Raw genomic sequence first — 20,285 nt, forward strand, 5'->3', positions numbered from 1 at the left:
ATCATGGTTTGACTCCTTGCTTGTTCAGCCAGGCAACAGTGGCGGGCGAGGCCTGGCTCAGTGGAATGGAACCCTGGTGCATGCTGCCGTCCCAGCCTTCCATGGTGACCCACAGTTCAGCGTCGACCGGCGTGCGCTCCGGCACCGGCAGGACGGCGCCCATGCGGTAGGGCGTGCCAAAGAAGATCACCCCGGCCGCCCGCAGGCTGCGCGGTTTGCCGATGCGCAGGTAAGTGGCCTTGACCTGCTCGGCGCAGGTGGCGCACAGGGCGGCGTTAAAGGTTTTCATCGGGCCGGCCGGGTCCGGGCGCGGGCCTTCGTTGCGAAATTCCGCGAGGGCCAGGCTCCAGGGGCCGACTTGAACGTCCCCGACGACCCGCTCGCCGATGCCGGCATCGCCGCGAAACAGCGCGGCATCGGCAAAATACTTGGGCATGAACCCCAGCGGCACCAGCAACAGCAGGATGTTTATATGAAAACGCCACTTCAGCCACCCGGCGCGCAGGGGTGAAGAGGGTTTGGTCGCGACCTTGCTCATCAGTGCGTCTCCGAGGTTTCAGCCTGCAGGGCAGGGATGGGCACAGGCGGGCGCTGGGTCTTGGCCTCGCGTTTGAGGGCGTGGAGGGTGGCCAGGGCGGTGCGCTTGGTCCAGATCAGCAAGCCGCTCAGCACCATCATGCTCAGCACCAGGCCGAAGAAGGCCCAGATCAGCTTGATCCACAGGCCACCGAAGTCACCGGTGTGCAGCGGGCGCATGGACTCGGTGACGAACTCCAGCGTGGTGCGGTCGGACAGCAGGTGCGAGACCGCGATTTCACCGCTGTAGGGGTTCAGTTGCGCGGTCTGGAACATCAGCGGGTACCAGCCGCGCCCGCCGATCTGCAGGTGGCTGTAGGCATTGAGCGGCAGGAAGGCAAACGTGGCTTCCAGCCCAGGAATGCGCTGGGTGGCGATCTTGATCGCTTCGTCCAGGGCAATCATCGGGGCAGGCACGCCGGGGGCGGACAGCGGCACCTTCTCCCGGGCAATCACCGGCACGATGGGCTCGCTGGAAATGGAAATCTGATTGTCGGCCAGGGTCGCCTCGATCAGGAACCAGGTGCCGGTAATGGAAATGACGGCGATGAACCAGATCGACCAGATACCGCTCAGGCGGTGAAAGTCACCCCAGAAGATGCGCGCGCCGTGGCGGATGCGCAGGGTCGGGCGCAAAAAGCCTTTCCAGAAACGCTTGTACACCACAAGCCCGGTGACCAATGAGGCCAGCAAGGGCAGGCCGAGCAGCGACACCAGGTACCAACCCCAGCTGTAGCCATTGGTGAACGGCACCAGCCACCAGCCGTGCAGGGCACGGGTAAATTGCTTGAAGTCGAACGATGGGCTGATGCCCTGGATGGCGCCCGTGTAGGGGTTGGCATAGGCCTCGACGGAACGCCCGTCCGGGTAGCTGAGGCCGACGGTCAACGCGAAGTGTGATTCGTCGGGGCGGATAATCGAGCGCACGATGACCTGGGGCTCGTCGCGCTTGATGGCGGCGATTACCTGGTCGAAGCTCAGCGGCTGGGCATCATCCGACGGCTTGGTCGCGCGGATGTCCGGGTTGGCCAGCCAGACGATTTCCTGGCTGACCACCGCCAGGGTGCCGGTGACGCAGACGATCAGTACAAAGAACCAGATGGGCAGCGCCAGCCAGCTGTGTACGAGAAACCAGAGTTTTGAGCGTGACTTCTTCGACATGTGAATGAGGGTCTTGATCGGAGGGGCGATGGAAGCCCGGAAAAGGCCAGTCGTAGCTTTTGCTGACGCGACGGGCTGTATCTAAGTTAAGACGGATGAGAATGAGAAATCCCCAAGGGGGAAATGAAAGAAAATGTTTCAAGGACCCAACGGCGTCGTATGCGCGGGCGATGGTCTTCGGTGATGGCGCCGAGGTTCATAGGGCATGCGAAGCGCAAACTGAAGGCTAAGTTGAATTCGCTGGAGTACGTAGTTGCATAAGTATAAAAATGCACCGGCAAACACCGGAGGATTATTTGTCAGTATTATTTAGATTTTAAATTAACCCATTTTAACCATGAGATACCCCTGTTTACAGGCAGATGAGCGCAGGGCTGGTATAAGTCGGAAAAAAAGCAAAGATATTGTATTGACGGCGTAGAGACCTTCCGCTTAAGTAGGTGTCGGCTTGGAAGTCAAATAACGCTAAAAAGGAAGTTTATTACATGGCCGTATCAGTCGTTCATCCGCACCCTGGAATAATAAACTTATACCGTCCCCGCGCGGCTGATTGAATCATCCCTTTTGATCGCGGCCCGTCGCCCGAGTCGATTGTCATTGTTGCGAATATCGCTGTTCCCGCCAGGGAAAGCGCGCATTCATATGCCTGAACAGAGAGTACGCACTCATGTCAATTTACGATCAAGACATTCATCGCTCAGTACAGTGGCAAGACTGGCGCTGGCAGCAGAAGAATGCGTTGCGTGATGAACCGACACTTCGCGATGCCTGTGGGGGGTGGGGCGAGGACACCACCGCGCATATCGAACACAACCTGCAAGGGCGCAAGATGCAGATCACGCCTTACTACATCGAGCTGATCAAGCGTTCTCTTACCACCGGCGCGGTCACGGACCACCCGCTATGGCGGCAAGTGGTGCCGTATTGGAGCGAGCAGGTCGAGGGTGATTACGATGGCACTTCCGAAAATTGGGAGTTGGGCCATGAAATGAAGACGCCCATCTGCCAGCACAAGTACGACAATCGCGTCATCCTGCGCACCACCAATACCTGCAATGCCTATTGCCAGTTTTGCTTCGAAGCGCTGCGCACGTTGCAGGTGGGCACTGACAAGGCCAACGCCAGCAAGGATTCCTTCATGGAATCGGTCGAGTACATCCGCAGCAACCCGGCCATCGAGGAAGTGATTCTCAGCGGTGGCGACCCGTTGATGCTGGCCGACCGCAAGCTCGACGAGTACCTGGCCGCCCTGCGCGGGATCAGTGATGACTTGCTGATCCGTATTCACTCCCGGGCCCTGAGCTTCAACCCGTATCGCGTGACCGATGAATTGATCGCGATGTTGGAAAAGTACAAGGTCAATGCCTTTGGCGTGCACGTGTGCCATCCGCTCGAACTCAGCCCTGACTTTGCGGTGGCGGTCAAACGCATTCAGAGCGTCGTGCCGATTGTCTTTTCCAATATGCCGTTGTTACGCGGCGTCAATGACGAAGAAGCGACCCTGCATAAATTGTTTATCGATCTTTATCGTCTGGGCGTAAAACCGTATTACTTATATCACTTCATGCCGTTTTCACCCGGTGCGTCGGAATATAAGGCATCGATCAGCCAGGCCATCGCGATCATGGATCGCCTCAAACGGCGAGTGTCTAATATCGCCCTGCCTGAATATGTTCTACCGCACGCGCAAGGCAAATTCACGGTGCCGCTGTTGGACTTTGAAAAACCTGAGAATTTACCGCACTTCGAAGTTCGCGATGGGCAGCGCCATTATCGTTTCCGTAACTGGGAAGGGCAGTGGTGCAGTTGGCAGGATGCCTGAATCAACGTATGGACTGAGGCGGTATAAGTGATGAAACAAGACGCCATTCTTTTTATTGATGTCGATGACAGTATTGCTGTCCGTTATAACTACCGAGAGCCGCATTTTGCGGTTGCCCGTGCCCAGGGCCTGGTGTGCCTGACGGCGGGGGTGACTGGGCGCAGGCATCTGCAACGGCTCAGGGATGATAGTGATGCGGTGTTCCTGCTCGACGCACTCAACGAGGAGGCCATCCTCGACCTGGTTGGCCGGCTCGATGAGCAGTATCAGATTCGCGGAATTTTCTGCCAGGCCGGTCATCCGTCTGCGCAAGGCGAAGTCGGCTGCATCGTGGCACGGGCGTCCCGGCGCCTGGGCCTGGTGCACAGCTGTCCCGAGGCAATTGCCGCGTGCAACAACAAGTTCCTGATGCGCAGGGTACTGAAACAGCACGCCATTCGTTCCGTGCCGTTTGCGCTGTGCAATGACGAACAACAACTCCAGCAGAATGCCGAGCGGGTGGGTTACCCGCTGATCGCCAAACCGCCGTTTGGCGGGGCTTCGGCGTTTATCAAGAAGTGCGCCAATTGGGCCGAGCTGCGCAGCCACTACGCGCTGTTCGTCAGGGATCACGCTGGTGCCGCGTATGCGGATTTCTACGGTTGTGTGCACACCCTGCCGGAAGACGACTGCCAACGGCACGACTACATCCCCGGGCGCAGTCTGTTGTTGGAGGGCTACATCCCCGGTATCGAAGGCAGTGTGGAATGCGTGGTGGCCGGCGAGCGCGTCCATCCGCTGCTGATCAACGAAAAGCTGCTGTTGACCGAGCGCAGTGGCACTGTCCTGGAAAACCTGCTGATTTCCCCACCGACCTCCTTCACCGACAGCCAGTGCGCGCAGATCCGCGAGTACGCCGTGGCGTGCCTGCAGGCGGTCGGCCTGACCAACGCCGTGGTGCATTTCGAGTTCCGCATGACGGAGCAAGGGCCGGTGGTGATCGAGATCAACCCACGCGTGGGCGGGCTCTATGTGAACGCGGCGTTGCGTGACCTGGCCGGTATCGATCCCTACCAACTGTATCTCTCGTTGTTGACGGGCGGGCAGGATGTCACTGCGCAGTTGGAGGCGGGTGCACGCAAGGTGGCCGAGACTGGGCAGCATTACGCGATGCTGGCGATTTACCCGCAGCACAGCGGCCGGTTCGAGGGCATCGAAGGTATGGAGTACCTGGACCGTAACGCAGCGGTGCTGGAGTACGCCCAGCAGGAGTCGGGCCATATGATCGATGCGGACATTGAGGAGCACTATCTGCTCAAGTGCTGGGCCAAGGTCGACGACGCTGCCGACGCCCACGCGCTGCATGACGCGGTCAGTCAGCATCTGCGCGTTATCATCGACAACCCAGTGGCAGGCTAGCGATATGGACATCCCACGAATTAGCGCGCAGTTGCGCGAGCAGCATTACTGCCATCGCCGTGACTTTGGCGAACTGGTCAATGTTGAGCACGCAGAAGAGCAAAGTTTCCGGGCCTACTGGGCCAACCTGGTGCGCGACGAGGCCTTCAAGGCGTACACCCATCGCGAACGGCGGATCCTGCGCTATCGTTTATCACCTTCACGGCAGTTGCAGATCGACAGGAGCACCGCGTTCAAGTCGCCGGTCACCTACGCCGTCAACTATCGACAGGGGGTGAACCACTTGAGCTATAGCGAGGAAGGCTTTATCGAGCATCCACTGATGCGCAAGCTGCTGGCCACCGACCTGGCGGTGATCACGCCGCACCTGGGCGAACAGAGCTACACCATCGACATCCACCAGTTCCGCGTGCGTGCGGATGCGCAAGCGAGCAGCCCCACCACGTCGGGGATTCATCAGGATGGCCTGGATTGGGTGTTCATGCACTTTATCGGCGAGCACAACACCGTGCCGGTGGTGTCTGAAGTGTTCACCGGTGAAGCAGAGCACAGCCGGGTGTTGAATGTGCCCATGGAGCACTTCCTGGAAACCCTCGTGGTCAACGACCGCAGGCTCTACCATCGCGCCGGGGATGTACGGCCGAAGGTCGATTCGACACCCGCGTGGCGCGATATGCTGTTGGTCAGCCTGCGCAGCGTGCCCGCTGATGAAGAGGCGCCGCCCGCATGAGCCTCGATCAACAGCTGTACCTGTCGACCCGCAACGCGCGGCTGATCATTTTTGCTCGCGGCGTTTCGGACTTTGGCGCCTTTCTTAACCTGGTGGCCTTGTCCACCTATGTCTACTGGCTCAGCCAAAGCGTGGTGTTCGTCAGCATCTTCCTGGCGTGCCGCGTCACCGGTGGCATTGTCGCCAGCCTGTTTGGCATCCCGTTTTTCCGGCGCTTTGCCGGGCGCGGCACGTTGGCGGGGCTGGACCTGGCGCGAGCGTTGTTGCTGACGCCGCTGTTGCTGCTGATCCCCACCCATCAACTCAGCCTGTTGCCGTTCATTGCCTTTGGTATCGGCCTGTGCAATTCGCTGTTTGCCATTGGCCTCAACAGTCAGTTGCCCACCTGGGTTGCCCCTGAACAGCGGGTGAACACCAACGCCTGGATCACCTCGGCGGCCGCCACCGGCGCGGTGTTCGGCAGTCTGCTGTCGGGGTTGCTGATTGCCACCGGGGGATTCGAGGCGGTGTTCGCGATGAATATCGGCACCTATGTGATCGCCGCTTGCCTGGTCATGCCACTGCGTGCGTTGTACAGCGTTACCGTCGCCGCCCATCGCGGGCTCTCGGCCGAATGGCGCGAGTTGACCAAGGGGCTGCGCGGCGCGCCGGTATTGGCCGCGATGTTGTTGATCAGCATGCTCGACACCCTTGGCAGCGCGGCGCATAACGTCGGCTGGCCGGTGCTGTCCCAGTACATTTCCCCGGACACGGCCAAAACGGTGATGGGGTATCTGCTGGCGGTCTGGGCCTGCGGCAAGTTTATCGGGGCGCGTATCGCCAGTGCGCTGTTGAAGGGACGCGGCACGCCGAGCATGGAGCGGTTGTTCATGTTCGGCGTGGCGCTGATGTCCAGCGGCTTTATCCTCACGTTCCAGCAAACCGAATTGTGGCTGGCGTTGCTGTTGGTGGTGTGGGCGGGGTTGGGAGACGGGCTGTCTGAAGTGGCGTTGGTCTCGCGTGCGCAAAGTGAACCGGATAGCCTGCGCCTGCCGCTGTTCAGTTTATTGACCCTGATTCAAATGGCGGGCTTCGGCGTGGGGATGCTGGTGGTCGGGCCGTTCTACCTGACGTGGACGCCGGCCCAGGTGATTGTGCTGTTCCATGGGCTACCGCTGACGGCGTTGGTGGTCATGACCCTGTGGCTGGGGTGCACGGCTTATCGAAGCCGGCCGGACGTGTCGGACACACCGCCCACGCGTTGATAGCGACCGGTGGGAGGGGGTGAGCCCCTTCCCACCTGGGTAGCGCCTCAACTGGGTTCAAGCAACTGCGCTCCCGGCCCACGCTCACCGAGTTGGTCACCCTGGTTGCGCAACGGGCAGGCGTCCATCGACAAGCACCCGCAGCCGATACAGCCATTGAGCTTGTCGCGCAGTTGCACCAGCTTGTTGATCCGCTCATCCAGGTCTTCCCGCCAGCGTGCCGACAGGCGTGCCCAATCCTTGGCCGTCGGTGTGCGGCCTTCAGGTAATGCTTGCAGCGCCTCGCCGATGGTGGCCAACGGAATGCCCAGGCGTTGGGCGATCTTGATCACTACCACTCGCCGCAACACGTCACGCGGGTAGCGCCGTTGGTTACCGGCGTTGCGATTGCTTTTGATCAGCCCCTTGGTTTCGTAGAAATGCAGGGCGGTGACGGCCACGCCGCTACGGGCGGCCAACTGGCCAACGGTGAGTTGCTTGTCGAGCATACAAACTCCGATTCATCACTTGACCTTGACTTAACTAGAGGTTTTACCCTGCGTGGCACTGAATCGCAAGATTCTGCCTACAGAGAAAGGGGAGTGTTCATGCAGGTATCAGAGAAGAATCGCAGCTTCACGCAATTGATCGAGTTTCAGATCGATCCCCGCCAGCAGTCTGCCCTGGTGGCCGCCCTGACCCTCCAGAGCGAGCGACTGGCCGAGAACCATGGCGGCTTTTTGAGTGCGAGCGTGCAGGTCAGCGATGATGGGCGGCGGGTGCTCAGCTGCCTGCAATGGCAATCGCGCGAGGATGGCGAGGCGGCGTTCCGGCGCTTCGAGCAGGGCGGCGAAGACCTCTGGACGCTGATCCGGGCGCATCAGGCCAGGGCGGTGACCTTTGATTCGTTCCAGGTGCTGCGCAGTTTTGAGCGCAGCCATGACGACGCCTTGCACTGCCGCCTAAATGGATAGGTGCAGCATCCGCTCGCCCTGCAGGTTTTCCCCAGGTCGGCGCTTGTTGACAGCCAGCTCGCCAATCTTGATCAGGCGCGTGCGCGTGACGTTGCGGCTCAAGCCCAGCAGGCTGGCGGTGTGCACCTGGTTGTAATGACTGAAGCGGTACGCGGCGCGTAACAGCGCATCCTCGACCTTTTCGTGCAGGGCGCCGGCCTGCTCCTCGAACAGCTTTTGAAAGGCGCGCGCCAGCAACGCTTCGGCGCTGTTGTCGGTGCCGTGCTGGCTGTCGTCCTGGCGCTCGATGCGCAGGTTCGACAGGCGCAGATCGTCGCGTTCGATCACGCTGTTGCGGCAGATCAGCAGGGTATGGTGAATCACGTTTTCCAGCTCGCGGATATTGCCCGGCCAACTGTAGCTGCGCAGTTTTTGCTCGGCCTCACGGCTGATGGTGATCGGACCGTAGCCCAGGCGTTGGCTGTAGGCTTCGATGAAGTGTCGGGTCAGCGGCAGGATATCGCCGGGACGCTCGCGCAGGGGGCTCAGCTCCAGGCTGACCACGTCGAGACGGTAGTAGAGATCTTCGCGGAAGTGCCCGGCATTGATGGCCTTTTCCAGTTGCACGTTGGTTGCCGCCAGTACCCGGACGTTGATCGGAATGCTCTTGCGCGAGCCCAGGCGCACCACTTCGCGCTCCTGCAGCACGCGCAGCAGCTTGACCTGAATGGCCATGGGCAGATCGCCGATTTCGTCGAGGAACAAGGTGCCGCCGTCCGCCTCTTCGAACCAGCCCGCCTTGGCGCTGAGGGCGCCGGTAAAGGCACCTTTTTCGTGGCCGAACAGCTCGGCTTCTACGAGGGATTCAGAGAACGCCCCGCAGTTCACCGCCACGAATGGTCGGTTGCGCCGCGCGCTGAGGTTGTGGATATGCCGTGCCACCAGTTCTTTTCCAGTGCCGGTTTCGCCGATGATCAGCACGCTGGCTTCGCTGGGCGCCACTTGCTGGATATGGTCGAGCAGGGCCTGGGATTTCGGGTCTTCGAACACCTGAGCCGTGGCACGGATCGAGGTCGCGAGGGCAGGCGAGGGTGGGAGGGTCAACAGCTGCATGGGCACCTCTCTTAGGAATAGAACGTGGGAATCGGCAGGGCGGGTTCAGCGCCCAGTCATGCAATGCGTGGAATTTGTAATCCAGCGGGCTTTGAGCAGTGCTGTGGCCTGCACGCTGGGGCGTAGGCGGGCAGCATTGCGGTGTTTATAGAGGGATTCTTATATTCCGTAAATTAATCGATTTACATATTTATAGATCTTAAAAGAATATATGGCTGTGCCTATTGAGACTGCCGCAACGGTTGATAGCCACTATCGAGGACGGTGATTTTTCCCTGGGCAGGTGCGGGAGTAGCCTGTGTTCATTGACTCGACACCTCCTTCGCAGGGCTACCGCCATGAACCGTTCACTCGCAATCTCGCTGTTGCTTGTCACCGCTGTCCTCGCTGGATGTGCAACCCATCCGGCGCCTGAATTGCGTCCTTACACGGAACAGGAAACCAGACAGCTGGCGTTGGAAGCGCTGAGCCGCCGCGGATTGTCCTTCGATGACTATCAACAGCAGCGGGCGGCATTGACCGGCCAGCCACAAAAAACCTTTGGTTTTGATCATCAGGGCGAGATGAACGCCGAGCGCAACGTAGCCCTGAAGGATCGGCCCAGTTGAGCGGCGCTGTTGCGGTGAAGAACCCGAGTGTTCCCATAAGGAAACTCGGGTTTTTTGTTTTCATGGCGTGACTTCAGCCTGTTAAGCTGAATTTCAGGAGCGTTCCTACGCACATTTTCATAAAGTGGTCCTTCTATAACGGCATCTGATCAGTTAAACCTGACGACCTCTGTTCTGTTCGATGCCCCCCGCGACACTGTTCCCGGGAACACGCTCTGCGAGTTTTTAACATCATGAATAAACGTCCGTTGTATTTCGACTACGCCGCCACCACGCCGGTGGATGAGCGGGTCATCCAGGTGATGGTTGAGTGTCTGGGTTTCAATGCCAATTTCGGTAACCCGGCGTCCAGTTCCCACGCGTTCGGCCAAGCGGCCCGGCAAACGGTCGAGCAGGCGCGTCACCAGGTGGCCGAACTGGTCGGCGCCCAGCCCGAGCAGATCGTCTGGACCTCCGGCGCCACCGAGTCCAACAACCTTGCACTCAAGGGTGTAGCCCAGGCGCGTGGCGTGGCGGGCGGGCATATCATCACCAGCCAGATCGAGCACAAGGCCACACTCGACACTGCGCGGCAGTTGCAGGAAGCCGGTGTGGCGGTGACGTATCTGGTGCCTGATGCCGATGGCTTGATCAGTGTCGAAGCGGTCAGTGAGGCACTGCGTGAAGACACCTTTCTGGTGTCGCTGATGCTGGTCAATAACGAGCTGGGCACGTTGAACGACATCCCGGCTATCGGCGCACGGGTGCGTGAGCACGGGGCGTTGTTTCACGTGGACGCGGCGCAAGGGGCGGGCAAGGTGGCCATCGACCTGGCGCAGTGGCCGGTGGATTTGATGTCGTTTTCCGCCCACAAGCTTTACGGTCCTAAGGGCATCGGCGCGTTGTATGTAGGACCGCGTGCGCAGCAGAAGGTGTTGGCGCAGATTCATGGTGGCGGGCATGAGGGCGGCTTGCGTTCGGGTACCCTGGCCACTCACCAGATTGCAGGCATGGGCACGGCGTTCGCCCTGGCAGCGGCGTCTTTTGCCGAGGAGAAGGCACAGATTGTGGCCTTGCGTCAGCGTCTGCTGGATCAATTGGCGTCGATCGCGGGTGTGCGCCTCAACGGCAGCCCCACCCAGCGAATCCCCCATACCCTTAGCCTTACGTTCAATGGAGGTGAGTTCAACGCGGCTGCGTTGAGTGCAGGAATTGCCTTTTCGGCCACTTCAGCATGCAATTCGGCCAGCAACGCGCCGTCCCATGTGCTACTGGCCCTCGGGCATGACGCTCGCAGCGCCGGCCGTACCATTCGCCTGAGCCTGGGCCGGTTTACCACCGAGCGGGATATCGACGAAGCGGTACATCTGATCAAGTCGGCACTGGCCAGCGCACCGGCGTTCTGGGCCGTCTGACATTTCCTTCGCAGTGCATAACAATTATTAGCGGTTAGCAGGAGACACAATGACTACGCAGCCTTTGACCCATGGAACGGTTCCCCAGCGCCTGGCGCAAACCCGTGAGCTGATGAGCCGAGAGGGGATTCATGCCCTGCTGGTGCCGTCTGCGGACCCGCATTTGTCCGAGTACCTGCCCGGATACTGGCAGGGCCGTCAATGGTTGTCCGGGTTCCATGGTTCGGTAGGGACGCTGATCGTCACTGCGGAGTTTGCCGGGGTGTGGGCCGACAGCCGCTACTGGGAACAGGCGAACAAGGAGCTCAAGGGCAGCGGCATCGAACTGGTGAAACTGCAACCGGGCCAGCCCGGACCGCTGGAATGGCTGGCTGAACAAACCCCGGAAGGCGGCGTTGTGGCGGTGGATGGCGCGGTAATGGCCGTGGCCTCGGCGCGCACCCTGGGTGACAAGCTGGCGCAGCGTGGCGCGCGCTTGCGTACGGACATCGATCTGCTCAATGCCGTCTGGCACGACCGCCCGGCGCTGCCGAACCAGCCGATCTATCAGCACCTGCCGCCGCAGGCTACCCTCAGCCGCAGCGAAAAACTCGCGGCCCTGCGCGCCAGCCTGAAAGAAAAAGGCGCTGACTGGCATTTCATCGCGACCCTGGATGACATCGCCTGGTTGTTCAACCTGCGCGGTGGCGATGTATCGTTCAACCCAGTGTTCGTATCCTTTGCCCTGATCAATCAACAGCAGGCCACCTTGTTCGTGGCGCTGAGCAAGGTCGATGCCGAGTTGCGCGCTGCGCTTGAGCGCGATGGCGTGAGCGTGCGCGACTACAGTGATGTGGCTGATGCGCTGCGAGCCGTACCGTCCGGAGCAAGCCTGCAGATTGATCCGGCGCGCGTGACGGCCGGTTTACTGGAACATCTCGACGCCGGCGTGACGCTGGTAGAAGGCTTGAACCCCACCACACTGGCCAAGTCGCGCAAAAGCCTGGCCGATGCCGAACATATTCGTCAGGCCATGGAACAGGATGGCGCCGCCTTGTGCGAATTTTTCGCCTGGCTGGAATCGGCCCTGGGACGTGAACGCATCACTGAACTGACTATCGATGAGCATCTGACGGCAGCGCGTGCCCGCCGTCCGGGGTATGTGTCGCTGAGTTTCAACACCATTGCTGCCTTCAATGCCAATGGCGCGATGCCGCACTACCACGCCACGCCAGAAGAGCATGCCGTGATCGAAGGCGATGGCTTATTGCTGATCGATTCCGGCGGCCAGTACCTGGGCGGTACCACGGATATCACGCGGATGGTGCCCATCGGTACGCCGAGTGCAGAGCAGAAACGCGATTGCACGCGGGTGCTCAAGGGCGTGATTGCCTTGTCCCGCGCTCATTTCCCCAAGGGCATCCTGTCGCCGTTGCTGGACGCCATCGCGCGTGCGCCGATCTGGGCCGAGGGCGTGGATTACGGCCACGGTACGGGTCACGGTGTAGGGTATTTCCTCAACGTGCACGAAGGCCCGCAGGTGATCGCCTACCAGGCTGCAGCTGCACCGCAAACGGCGATGCAGCCGGGCATGATCACGTCGATTGAGCCGGGCACCTACCGCCCTGGGCGTTGGGGCGTGCGCATCGAAAACCTGGTGTTGAACCGTGAAGCGGGGACCACCGAATTTGGTGAGTTCCTCAGATTCGAAACCCTGACCTTGTGCCCGATCGACACCCGTTGCCTGGAGCCTTCCCTGCTCACGGCGGATGAGCGCGAGTGGTTCAACGCTTATCACGCCCAGGTGCGTGAACGCCTGAGCCCGTTACTCAGTGGCGAGGCGCTCACGTGGTTGCAGGTGCGCACAGCGGCGATTTGATCGCGGGCTGACTGAGGGCTCCGCGCTGTGCTGTTTTGATCGCGAGCGATCAAGACAGCACTCAGGCGTCTACTTGCAAATGACGATCATGCTGCGACTGGTGTAGCCGGCAGGGTTGAGGCCGAAGGGGTAATCGCCGGGTTCTTCGGCGTTATCGCCGGATTTGGCGATAACCCGATAGCCCTTGGTGCCGCAGGAATCGGCCGCACTGGTGTAGCACTTATCCCAGGAGGAGGACAGGCCCGAGCAGTTGATATGCAGCCCTTTCTTGCCTCGTTTCACTTCTGTTTTCGTGGTTGCGGCACAGCCAGCAATGCCTACGACCAGCAACAGTATCAAAATTCGTTTCATTCCCATCCTTAAATAGCCGCTTCGCAAAAGAAACGAAGCCGGCCTTTACTCGCTCTCGAGCGTAGCGTTCGTGCTGTCCGTGTCGAGTTTCTCCATGAAAGACCTTCGTTTACGACCTAAACATGGCCTAAATGAGCGGTAAATACCAGAGCTGCCTTTTAAAGAGGTCAGTCGGCGGGCACCAGCAGTTTGGATTCGTTGCGCATTGTCAGTGTGGCCCCAACGGAGGCCAGAATGATGCAGGTGATCGCCAGCCATTGCGCGAGCGTCAGGTGTTCATGCAGGAAGAACAGTCCGGAGAGGGCGCCGAATGCCGGCTCAACACTCATCAGGGTGCCGAAAGTGCGTGCGGGCAGGCGAGTGAGCGCAACCATTTCCAGTGTGTAAGGCAGCGCTGTCGATAAAATGGCGACACCGATGGCGATGGGGATCAAGGCGGGAGTCAGCAGCGCGGTCCCTGCGTGCACGATGCCGATTGGCGCGACGAACAAAGCGGCAATCATGACGCCGAGCGCGGCGGTCTGCACACCGTTATCGTTACCTGCCTTTTGGCCGAACAGAATATAAAGCGCCCAGCAGACACCAGCGCCGAGAGCATAGGCGGCACCGATCGCGTCGATGCCACTGCTGGTTTCGCCCGACGGTATCAGCAGGAGTAAACCGACGACTGCGAGCGCGATCCACAAGAAGTCCACTGCCCGGCGCGATGCATACAGGGCGACGGCGAGCGGGCCGGTGAATTCCAGCGCTACCGCAATACCCAGGGGCACGGTGCGCAACGACATATAGAAGAGAAAATTCATGCCGCCCAGCGCCATGCCGTAGACAACTACAGTGCGCAAGGACTTGGCCGTCAGCTTGGCGCGCCATGGGCGTAATAGAAGCAACATGATCACGCTGGCGAAAATCAAGCGCAGGGTGGTGGTACCTTGCGCGCCGATGACAGGGAACATGCTTTTCGCCAGCGAGGCGCCGGACTGGATGGATGCCATTGCTATTAACAGCAGGCCAACAGGGAACAGTATGGACGCCAGGCTGCGGGGTGGGGTGGTCATTGAAGGTTTTCGTCCGAAGTCTTTCATATAAAGGGCAGAGCGCTGATGCGCTTAACGGGCACACAATGCGCAATATACTGCTCAAGTGCAGAGAATTTAAAGAGTTTCGGGCTGTTTGATAGGAAATTCAAATTAAACGTTGACGGCAGATTCTGTGCGCCTATAATTCGCCCCACTTCCGGCGCAGACGAAACGGAAAACTCCTTGGTAAACAACTAGTTAAGTAGTTTTCGGCAGCAGGTTGCTTCAGTCCATCGAAGCCAAAAGGAAGTTGAAAAAGAGGTGTTGACAGCAGCGTGTAACGCTGTAGAATTCGCCTCCCGCTTACGAGAGATCGCAAGCGCAAGTGGTTGAAGTTGTTGAAGAAATCTTCGAAAACTTCTGAAAATAACCGCTTGACAGCAAATGAGGCTGCTGTAGAATGCGCGCCTCGGTTGAGACGAATAGCTCTTAACCAACCGCTCTTTAACAACTGAATCAAGCAATTCGTGTGGGTGCTTGTGGAGTCAGACTGATAGTCAACAAGATTATCAGCATCACAAGTTACTCCGCGAGAAATCAAAGATGTAACCAACGATTGCTGAGCCAAGTTTAGGGTTTCTTAAAAACCCAAAGATGTTTGAACTGAAGAGTTTGATCATGGCTCAGATTGAACGCTGGCGGCAGGCCTAACACATGCAAGTCGAGCGGTAGAGAGAAGCTTGCTTCTCTTGAGAGCGGCGGACGGGTGAGTAATGCCTAGGAATCTGCCTGGTAGTGGGGGATAACGTTCGGAAACGGACGCTAATACCGCATACGTCCTACGGGAGAAAGCAGGGGACCTTCGGGCCTTGCGCTATCAGATGAGCCTAGGTCGGATTAGCTAGTTGGTGAGGTAATGGCTCACCAAGGCGACGATCCGTAACTGGTCTGAGAGGATGATCAGTCACACTGGAACTGAGACACGGTCCAGACTCCTACGGGAGGCAGCAGTGGGGAATATTGGACAATGGGCGAAAGCCTGATCCAGCCATGCCGCGTGTGTGAAGAAGGTCTTCGGATTGTAAAGCACTTTAAGTTGGGAGGAAGGGCAGTTACCTAATACGTGATTGTTTTGACGTTACCGACAGAATAAGCACCGGCTAACTCTGTGCCAGCAGCCGCGGTAATACAGAGGGTGCAAGCGTTAATCGGAATTACTGGGCGTAAAGCGCGCGTAGGTGGTTTGTTAAGTTGGATGTGAAATCCCCGGGCTCAACCTGGGAACTGCATTCAAAACTGACTGACTAGAGTGTGGTAGAGGGTGGTGGAATTTCCTGTGTAGCGGTGAAATGCGTAGATATAGGAAGGAACACCAGTGGCGAAGGCGACCACCTGGACCAACACTGACACTGAGGTGCGAAAGCGTGGGGAGCAAACAGGATTAGATACCCTGGTAGTCCACGCCGTAAACGATGTCAACTAGCCGTTGGGAGCCTTGAGCTCTTAGTGGCGCAGCTAACGCATTAAGTTGACCGCCTGGGGAGTACGGCCGCAAGGTTAAAACTCAAATGAATTGACGGGGGCCCGCACAAGCGGTGGAGCATGTGGTTTAATTCGAAGCAACGCGAAGAACCTTACCAGGCCTTGACATCCAATGAACTTTCCAGAGATGGATTGGTGCCTTCGGGAACATTGAGACAGGTGCTGCATGGCTGTCGTCAGCTCGTGTCGTGAGATGTTGGGTTAAGTCCCGTAACGAGCGCAACCCTTGTCCTTAGTTACCAGCACGTTATGGTGGGCACTCTAAGGAGACTGCCGGTGACAAACCGGAGGAAGGTGGGGATGACGTCAAGTCATCATGGCCCTTACGGCCTGGGCTACACACGTGCTACAATGGTCGGTACAGAGGGTTGCCAAGCCGCGAGGTGGAGCTAATCCCAGAAAACCGATCGTAGTCCGGATCGCAGTCTGCAACTCGACTGCGTGAAGTCGGAATCGCTAGTAATCGCGAATCAGAATGTCGCGGTGAATACGTTCCCGGGCCTTGTACACACCGCCCGTCACACCATGGGAGTGGGTTGCACCAGAAGTAGCTAGTCTAACCTTCGGGAGGACGGTTACCACGGTGTGATTCATGACTGGGGTGAAGTCGTAACAAGGTAGCCGTAGGGGAACCTGCGGCTGGATCACCTCCTTAATCGACGACATCAGCTGCTCCATAAGTTCCCACACGAATTGCTTGATTCATTGAAGAAGACGAAAAGAAGCAGCCCGAAATTGGGTCTGTAGCTCAGTTGGTTAGAGCGCACCCCTGATAAGGGTGAGGTCGGCAGTTCGAATCTGCCCAGACCCACCAATTTTGTGTGGGAAACGCCTGTAGAAATACGGGGCCATAGCTCAGCTGGGAGAGCGCCTGCCTTGCACGCAGGAGGTCAACGGTTCGATCCCGTTTGGCTCCACCACTACTGCTTCTGTTTGTAGAAAGCTTAGAAATGAGCATTCCATTGTTGTGATGGTGAATGTTGATTTCTAGTCTTTGACTAGTTCGTTCTTTAAAAATTTGGGTATGTGATAGAAAGATAGACTGAACGTTACTTTCACTGGTAACGGCTCAGGCTAAGGTAAAATTTGTGAGTCGCTCTTAATTGAGTATGATCGAATTTTCGGCGAATGTTGTCTTCACAGTATAACCAGATTGCTTGGGGTTATATGGTCAAGTGAAGAAGCGCATACGGTGGATGCCTTGGCAGTCAGAGGCGATGAAAGACGTGGTAGCCTGCGAAAAGCTTCGGGGAGTCGGCAAACAGACTTTGATCCGGAGATGTCTGAATGGGGGAACCCAGCCATCATAAGATGGTTACCTTACACTGAATACATAGGTGTATGGAGCGAACCAGGGGAACTGAAACATCTAAGTACCCTGAGGAAAAGAAATCAACCGAGATTCCCTTAGTAGTGGCGAGCGAACGGGGACTAGCCCTTAAGTGGCTTTGAGATTAGCGGAACGCTCTGGAAAGTGCGGCCATAGTGGGTGATAGCCCTGTACGCGAAAATCTCTTAGTCATGAAATCGAGTAGGACGGAGCACGAGAAACTTTGTCTGAATATGGGGGGACCATCCTCCAAGGCTAAATACTACTGACTGACCGATAGTGAACTAGTACCGTGAGGGAAAGGCGAAAAGAACCCCGGAGAGGGGAGTGAAATAGATCCTGAAACCGTATGCGTACAAGCAGTGGGAGCCTACTTTGTTAGGTGACTGCGTACCTTTTGTATAATGGGTCAGCGACTTATTTTCAGTGGCGAGCTTAACCGAATAGGGGAGGCGTAGCGAAAGCGAGTCTTAATAGGGCGTCTAGTCGCTGGGAATAGACCCGAAACCGGGCGATCTATCCATGGGCAGGTTGAAGGTTGGGTAACACTAACTGGAGGACCGAACCGACTACCGTTGAAAAGTTAGCGGATGACCTGTGGATCGGAGTGAAAGGCTAATCAAGCTCGGAGATAGCTGGTTCTCCTCGAAAGCTATTTAGGTAGCGCCTCATGTATCACTGTAGGGGGTAGAGCACTGTTTCGGCTAGGGGGTCATCCCGACTTACCAAACCGATGCAAACTCCGAATACCTACAAGTGCCGAGCATGGGAGACACACGGCGGGTGCTAACGTCCGTCGTGAAAAGGGAAACAACCCAGACCGTCAGCTAAGGTCCCAAAGTTATGGTTAAGTGGGAAACGATGTGGGAAGGCTTAGACAGCTAGGAGGTTGGCTTAGAAGCAGCCACCCTTTAAAGAAAGCGTAATAGCTCACTAGTCGAGTCGGCCTGCGCGGAAGATGTAACGGGGCTCAAACCATACACCGAAGCTACGGGTATCACGTAAGTGATGCGGTAGAGGAGCGTTCTGTAAGCCTGTGAAGGTGAGTTGAGAAGCTTGCTGGAGGTATCAGAAGTGCGAATGCTGACATGAGTAACGACAATGGGTGTGAAAAACACCCACGCCGAAAGACCAAGGTTTCCTGCGCAACGTTAATCGACGCAGGGTTAGTCGGTCCCTAAGGCGAGGCTGAAAAGCGTAGTCGATGGAAAACAGGTTAATATTCCTGTACTTCTGGTTATTGCGATGGAGGGACGGAGAAGGCTAGGCCAGCTTGGCGTTGGTTGTCCAAGTTTAAGGTGGTAGGCTGAGATCTTAGGTAAATCCGGGATCTTAAGGCCGAGAGCTGATGACGAGTTGTCTTTTAGACGACGAAGTGGTTGATGCCATGCTTCCAAGAAAAGCTTCTAAGCTTCAGGTAACCAGGAACCGTACCCCAAACCGACACAGGTGGTTGGGTAGAGAATACCAAGGCGCTTGAGAGAACTCGGGTGAAGGAACTAGGCAAAATGGCACCGTAACTTCGGGAGAAGGTGCGCCGGTGAGGGTGAAGGACTTGCTCCGTAAGCTCATGCCGGTCGAAGATACCAGGCCGCTGCGACTGTTTATTAAAAACACAGCACTCTGCAAACACGAAAGTGGACGTATAGGGTGTGACGCCTGCCCGGTGCCGGAAGGTTAATTGATGGGGTTAGCTAACGCGAAGCTCTTGATCGAAGCCCCGGTAAACGGCGGCCGTAACTATAACGGTCCTAAGGTAGCGAAATTCCTTGTCGGGTAAGTTCCGACCTGCACGAATGGCGTAACGATGGCGGCGCTGTCTCCACCCGAGACTCAGTGAAATTGAAATCGCTGTGAAGATGCAGTGTATCCGCGGCTAGACGGAAAGACCCCGTGAACCTTTACTATAGCTTTGCACTGGACTTTGAATTTGCTTGTGTAGGATAGGTGGGAGGCTTTGAAGCGTGGACGCCAGTTCGCGTGGAGCCAACCTTGAAATACCACCCTGGCAACTTTGAGGTTCTAACTCAGGTCCGTTATCCGGATCGAGGACAGTGTATGGTGGGTAGTTTGACTGGGGCGGTCTCCTCCTAAAGAGTAACGGAGGAGTACGAAGGTGCGCTCAGACCGGTCGGAAATCGGTCGTAGAGTATAAAGGCAAAAGCGCGCTTGACTGCGAGACAGACACGTCGAGCAGGTACGAAAGTAGGTCTTAGTGATCCGGTGGTTCTGTATGGAAGGGCCATCGCTCAACGGATAAAAGGTACTCCGGGGATAACAGGCTGATACCGCCCAAGAGTTCATATCGACGGCGGTGTTTGGCACCTCGATGTCGGCTCATCACATCCTGGGGCTGAAGCCGGTCCCAAGGGTATGGCTGTTCGCCATTTAAAGTGGTACGCGAGCTGGGTTTAGAACGTCGTGAGACAGTTCGGTCCCTATCTGCCGTGGACGTTTGAGATTTGAGAGGGGCTGCTCCTAGTACGAGAGGACCGGAGTGGACGAACCTCTGGTGTTCCGGTTGTCACGCCAGTGGCATTGCCGGGTAGCTATGTTCGGAATAGATAACCGCTGAAAGCATCTAAGCGGGAAACTAGCCTCAAGATGAGATCTCACTGGGACCTTGAGTCCCCTGAAGGGCCGTCGAAGACTACGACGTTGATAGGTTGGGTGTGTAAGCGCTGTGAGGCGTTGAGCTAACCAATACTAATTGCCCGTGAGGCTTGACCATATAACACCCAAGCAATTTGCGTCGGCTCTTTAATCCAGAGCAACCAGATTGCGGTGTGTGAAGACGCAATGAACCGAAAGTTCGAGGCTCGCAAAACACCGAAACCTATCGCATACCCAATTTGCTGAAGCGAGGCCACATGGCCACGACTCAGTACCCGAATTTCTTGACGACCATAGAGCATTGGAACCACCTGATCCCATCCCGAACTCAGTAGTGAAACGATGCATCGCCGATGGTAGTGTGGGGTTTCCCCATGTGAGAGTAGGTCATCGTCAAGATTAAATTCCGAAACCCCATTTGCGAAAGCAGATGGGGTTTTGTTTTGGGCGGTCGGAAGTGCGACGGCTCTCCCAATGCGCACCATCACAGCGCGTTCGCCACCCTTGCCTCACTTTCTCAATGATGAAATAACCCGCCGTTAAGGGAAATCGATACAAAGTGTTTCTGCATTTTTGGTATGGTGCAGCACATTTTCA

The 20,285-nt window shown here is 57.4% G+C and carries 14 protein-coding genes, 2 tRNA genes and 3 rRNA genes; 13 read left to right on the top strand and 6 right to left on the bottom strand.

The genetic code is table 11. The features are described 5' to 3' along the window. Position 1: 1 nt before the first annotated feature. Positions 2-538, bottom strand: coding sequence for a thiamine pyrophosphate-binding protein (locus tag C4J93_RS09535; RefSeq protein WP_124429184.1), 537 nt, complete (start codon positions 536-538; stop codon positions 2-4). Beyond that, positions 538-1,737, bottom strand: a complete 1,200-nt coding sequence (locus tag C4J93_RS09540) for a PepSY domain-containing protein (protein WP_124429185.1) — start codon at positions 1,735-1,737, stop codon at positions 538-540. Before C4J93_RS09540 ends, C4J93_RS09535 begins: the two co-directional genes overlap by 1 nt. Before the next feature lie 667 nt (positions 1,738-2,404). Here C4J93_RS09540 and C4J93_RS09545 point away from each other — a divergent pair. From C4J93_RS09545 to C4J93_RS09560, 4 genes are read left to right on the top strand one after another with little or no spacing between them, the layout of a single operon-like run. Further along, entirely contained in the window at positions 2,405-3,559 is a 1,155-nt protein-coding gene (locus C4J93_RS09545) for a KamA family radical SAM protein (RefSeq protein ID WP_124429186.1), read from the top strand. A gap of 30 nt (positions 3,560-3,589) precedes the next feature. Then, positions 3,590-4,957: an acetyl-CoA carboxylase biotin carboxylase subunit family protein gene (locus C4J93_RS09550; RefSeq protein ID WP_124429187.1), complete on the top strand. Its 1,368-nt coding sequence runs from the start codon at positions 3,590-3,592 to the stop codon at positions 4,955-4,957. A 4-nt stretch (positions 4,958-4,961) separates the two neighbouring features. After that, positions 4,962-5,687, top strand: coding sequence for a 2OG-Fe dioxygenase family protein (locus C4J93_RS09555; RefSeq protein WP_124429188.1), 726 nt, complete (start codon positions 4,962-4,964; stop codon positions 5,685-5,687). After that, positions 5,684-6,931 carry an MFS transporter gene (locus C4J93_RS09560; protein ID WP_124429189.1) on the top strand — a complete coding sequence of 416 codons (1,248 nt, stop codon included), beginning with the start codon at positions 5,684-5,686 and terminating at the stop codon, positions 6,929-6,931. The genes C4J93_RS09555 and C4J93_RS09560 overlap by 4 nt, the downstream gene beginning before the upstream one ends. A 47-nt stretch (positions 6,932-6,978) precedes the next feature. Here the strand turns inward: C4J93_RS09560 and soxR are convergent, their stop codons facing one another. Then, positions 6,979-7,419, bottom strand: a complete 441-nt coding sequence (gene soxR, locus C4J93_RS09565) for a redox-sensitive transcriptional activator SoxR (RefSeq protein WP_124414296.1) — start codon at positions 7,417-7,419, stop codon at positions 6,979-6,981. A 99-nt stretch (positions 7,420-7,518) separates the two neighbouring features. On the opposite strand from soxR, the gene C4J93_RS09570 reads away from it, so the two are divergent. Beyond that, positions 7,519-7,884: an antibiotic biosynthesis monooxygenase gene (locus C4J93_RS09570; protein ID WP_124429190.1), complete on the top strand. Its 366-nt coding sequence runs from the start codon at positions 7,519-7,521 to the stop codon at positions 7,882-7,884. On the opposite strand, the gene C4J93_RS09575 is transcribed toward C4J93_RS09570, so the two are convergent. Then, positions 7,873-8,976 carry a sigma-54-dependent Fis family transcriptional regulator gene (locus C4J93_RS09575; RefSeq protein WP_124370233.1) on the bottom strand — a complete coding sequence of 368 codons (1,104 nt, stop codon included), beginning with the start codon at positions 8,974-8,976 and terminating at the stop codon, positions 7,873-7,875. The two genes, C4J93_RS09570 and C4J93_RS09575, sit on opposite strands and share 12 nt — an antisense overlap. 338 nt (positions 8,977-9,314) lie before the next feature. On the opposite strand from C4J93_RS09575, the gene C4J93_RS09580 reads away from it, so the two are divergent. From C4J93_RS09580 to C4J93_RS09590, 3 genes are all read left to right on the top strand, one after another. After that, positions 9,315-9,584, top strand: a complete 270-nt coding sequence (locus C4J93_RS09580; protein ID WP_124366498.1) for a hypothetical protein — start codon at positions 9,315-9,317, stop codon at positions 9,582-9,584. 233 nt (positions 9,585-9,817) lie between these two features. Then, complete coding sequence (locus C4J93_RS09585) at positions 9,818-10,978, top strand: cysteine desulfurase family protein (protein WP_124429191.1); 1,161 nt, start codon at positions 9,818-9,820, stop codon at positions 10,976-10,978. A 49-nt stretch (positions 10,979-11,027) separates the two neighbouring features. Beyond that, complete coding sequence (locus C4J93_RS09590; RefSeq protein WP_124429192.1) at positions 11,028-12,836, top strand: aminopeptidase P family protein; 1,809 nt, start codon at positions 11,028-11,030, stop codon at positions 12,834-12,836. Between the two features lie 69 nt (positions 12,837-12,905). Here the strand turns inward: C4J93_RS09590 and C4J93_RS09595 are convergent, their stop codons facing one another. Next, the gene (locus C4J93_RS09595) at positions 12,906-13,187 is read right to left on the bottom strand and encodes a hypothetical protein (protein WP_124366501.1); all 282 of its coding nucleotides are present in this window, start codon (positions 13,185-13,187) and stop codon (positions 12,906-12,908) included. Positions 13,188-13,354: 167 nt separating this feature from the next. Further along, entirely contained in the window at positions 13,355-14,242 is an 888-nt protein-coding gene (gene rhtA / locus C4J93_RS09600) for a threonine/homoserine exporter RhtA (protein ID WP_124429193.1), read from the bottom strand. Between the two features lie 621 nt (positions 14,243-14,863). Between rhtA and C4J93_RS09610 the strand changes: the two genes are divergently transcribed. The 5 genes from C4J93_RS09610 to rrf all read left to right on the top strand — a co-directional run bounded on the left by C4J93_RS09610 (position 14,864) and on the right by rrf (position 20,087). Next, positions 14,864-16,400, top strand: a 16S ribosomal RNA gene (locus C4J93_RS09610). 82 nt (positions 16,401-16,482) lie between these two features. Further along, a tRNA-Ile gene (locus C4J93_RS09615) sits at positions 16,483-16,559 on the top strand. A gap of 30 nt (positions 16,560-16,589) precedes the next feature. Beyond that, positions 16,590-16,665 (top strand) — tRNA-Ala (locus tag C4J93_RS09620). A 249-nt stretch (positions 16,666-16,914) separates the two neighbouring features. Then, a 23S ribosomal RNA gene (locus tag C4J93_RS09625) occupies positions 16,915-19,806 on the top strand. A gap of 165 nt (positions 19,807-19,971) precedes the next feature. After that, positions 19,972-20,087, top strand: a 5S ribosomal RNA gene (gene rrf / locus C4J93_RS09630). The 16S, 23S and 5S rRNA genes sit together here with 2 tRNA genes alongside, the layout of an rRNA operon. The last annotated feature ends 198 nt before the right edge of the window (positions 20,088-20,285 follow it).

It is taken from the genome of Pseudomonas sp. R2-37-08W (assembly GCF_003851705.1).
GTDB lineage: Bacteria > Pseudomonadota > Gammaproteobacteria > Pseudomonadales > Pseudomonadaceae > Aquipseudomonas.

What these genes read in the sequence shown, in the direction of transcription:
- C4J93_RS09575 (WP_124370233.1), bottom strand. Translation starts at nt 8,976, where the DNA reads ATGCAGCTGTTGACCCTCCCACCCTCGCCTGCCCTCGCGACCTCGATC.
- C4J93_RS09570 (WP_124429190.1), top strand. Translation starts at nt 7,519, where the DNA reads ATGCAGGTATCAGAGAAGAATCGCAGCTTCACGCAATTGATCGAGTTT.
- C4J93_RS09550 (WP_124429187.1), top strand. Translation starts at nt 3,590, where the DNA reads ATGAAACAAGACGCCATTCTTTTTATTGATGTCGATGACAGTATTGCT.
- C4J93_RS09585 (WP_124429191.1), top strand. Translation starts at nt 9,818, where the DNA reads ATGAATAAACGTCCGTTGTATTTCGACTACGCCGCCACCACGCCGGTG.
- rhtA (WP_124429193.1), bottom strand. Translation starts at nt 14,242, where the DNA reads ATGACCACCCCACCCCGCAGCCTGGCGTCCATACTGTTCCCTGTTGGC.
- soxR (WP_124414296.1), bottom strand. Translation starts at nt 7,419, where the DNA reads ATGCTCGACAAGCAACTCACCGTTGGCCAGTTGGCCGCCCGTAGCGGC.
- C4J93_RS09545 (WP_124429186.1), top strand. Translation starts at nt 2,405, where the DNA reads ATGTCAATTTACGATCAAGACATTCATCGCTCAGTACAGTGGCAAGAC.
- C4J93_RS09590 (WP_124429192.1), top strand. Translation starts at nt 11,028, where the DNA reads ATGACTACGCAGCCTTTGACCCATGGAACGGTTCCCCAGCGCCTGGCG.
- C4J93_RS09580 (WP_124366498.1), top strand. Translation starts at nt 9,315, where the DNA reads ATGAACCGTTCACTCGCAATCTCGCTGTTGCTTGTCACCGCTGTCCTC.
- C4J93_RS09595 (WP_124366501.1), bottom strand. Translation starts at nt 13,187, where the DNA reads ATGAAACGAATTTTGATACTGTTGCTGGTCGTAGGCATTGCTGGCTGT.
- C4J93_RS09555 (WP_124429188.1), top strand. Translation starts at nt 4,962, where the DNA reads ATGGACATCCCACGAATTAGCGCGCAGTTGCGCGAGCAGCATTACTGC.
- C4J93_RS09560 (WP_124429189.1), top strand. Translation starts at nt 5,684, where the DNA reads ATGAGCCTCGATCAACAGCTGTACCTGTCGACCCGCAACGCGCGGCTG.
- C4J93_RS09535 (WP_124429184.1), bottom strand. Translation starts at nt 538, where the DNA reads ATGAGCAAGGTCGCGACCAAACCCTCTTCACCCCTGCGCGCCGGGTGG.
- C4J93_RS09540 (WP_124429185.1), bottom strand. Translation starts at nt 1,737, where the DNA reads ATGTCGAAGAAGTCACGCTCAAAACTCTGGTTTCTCGTACACAGCTGG.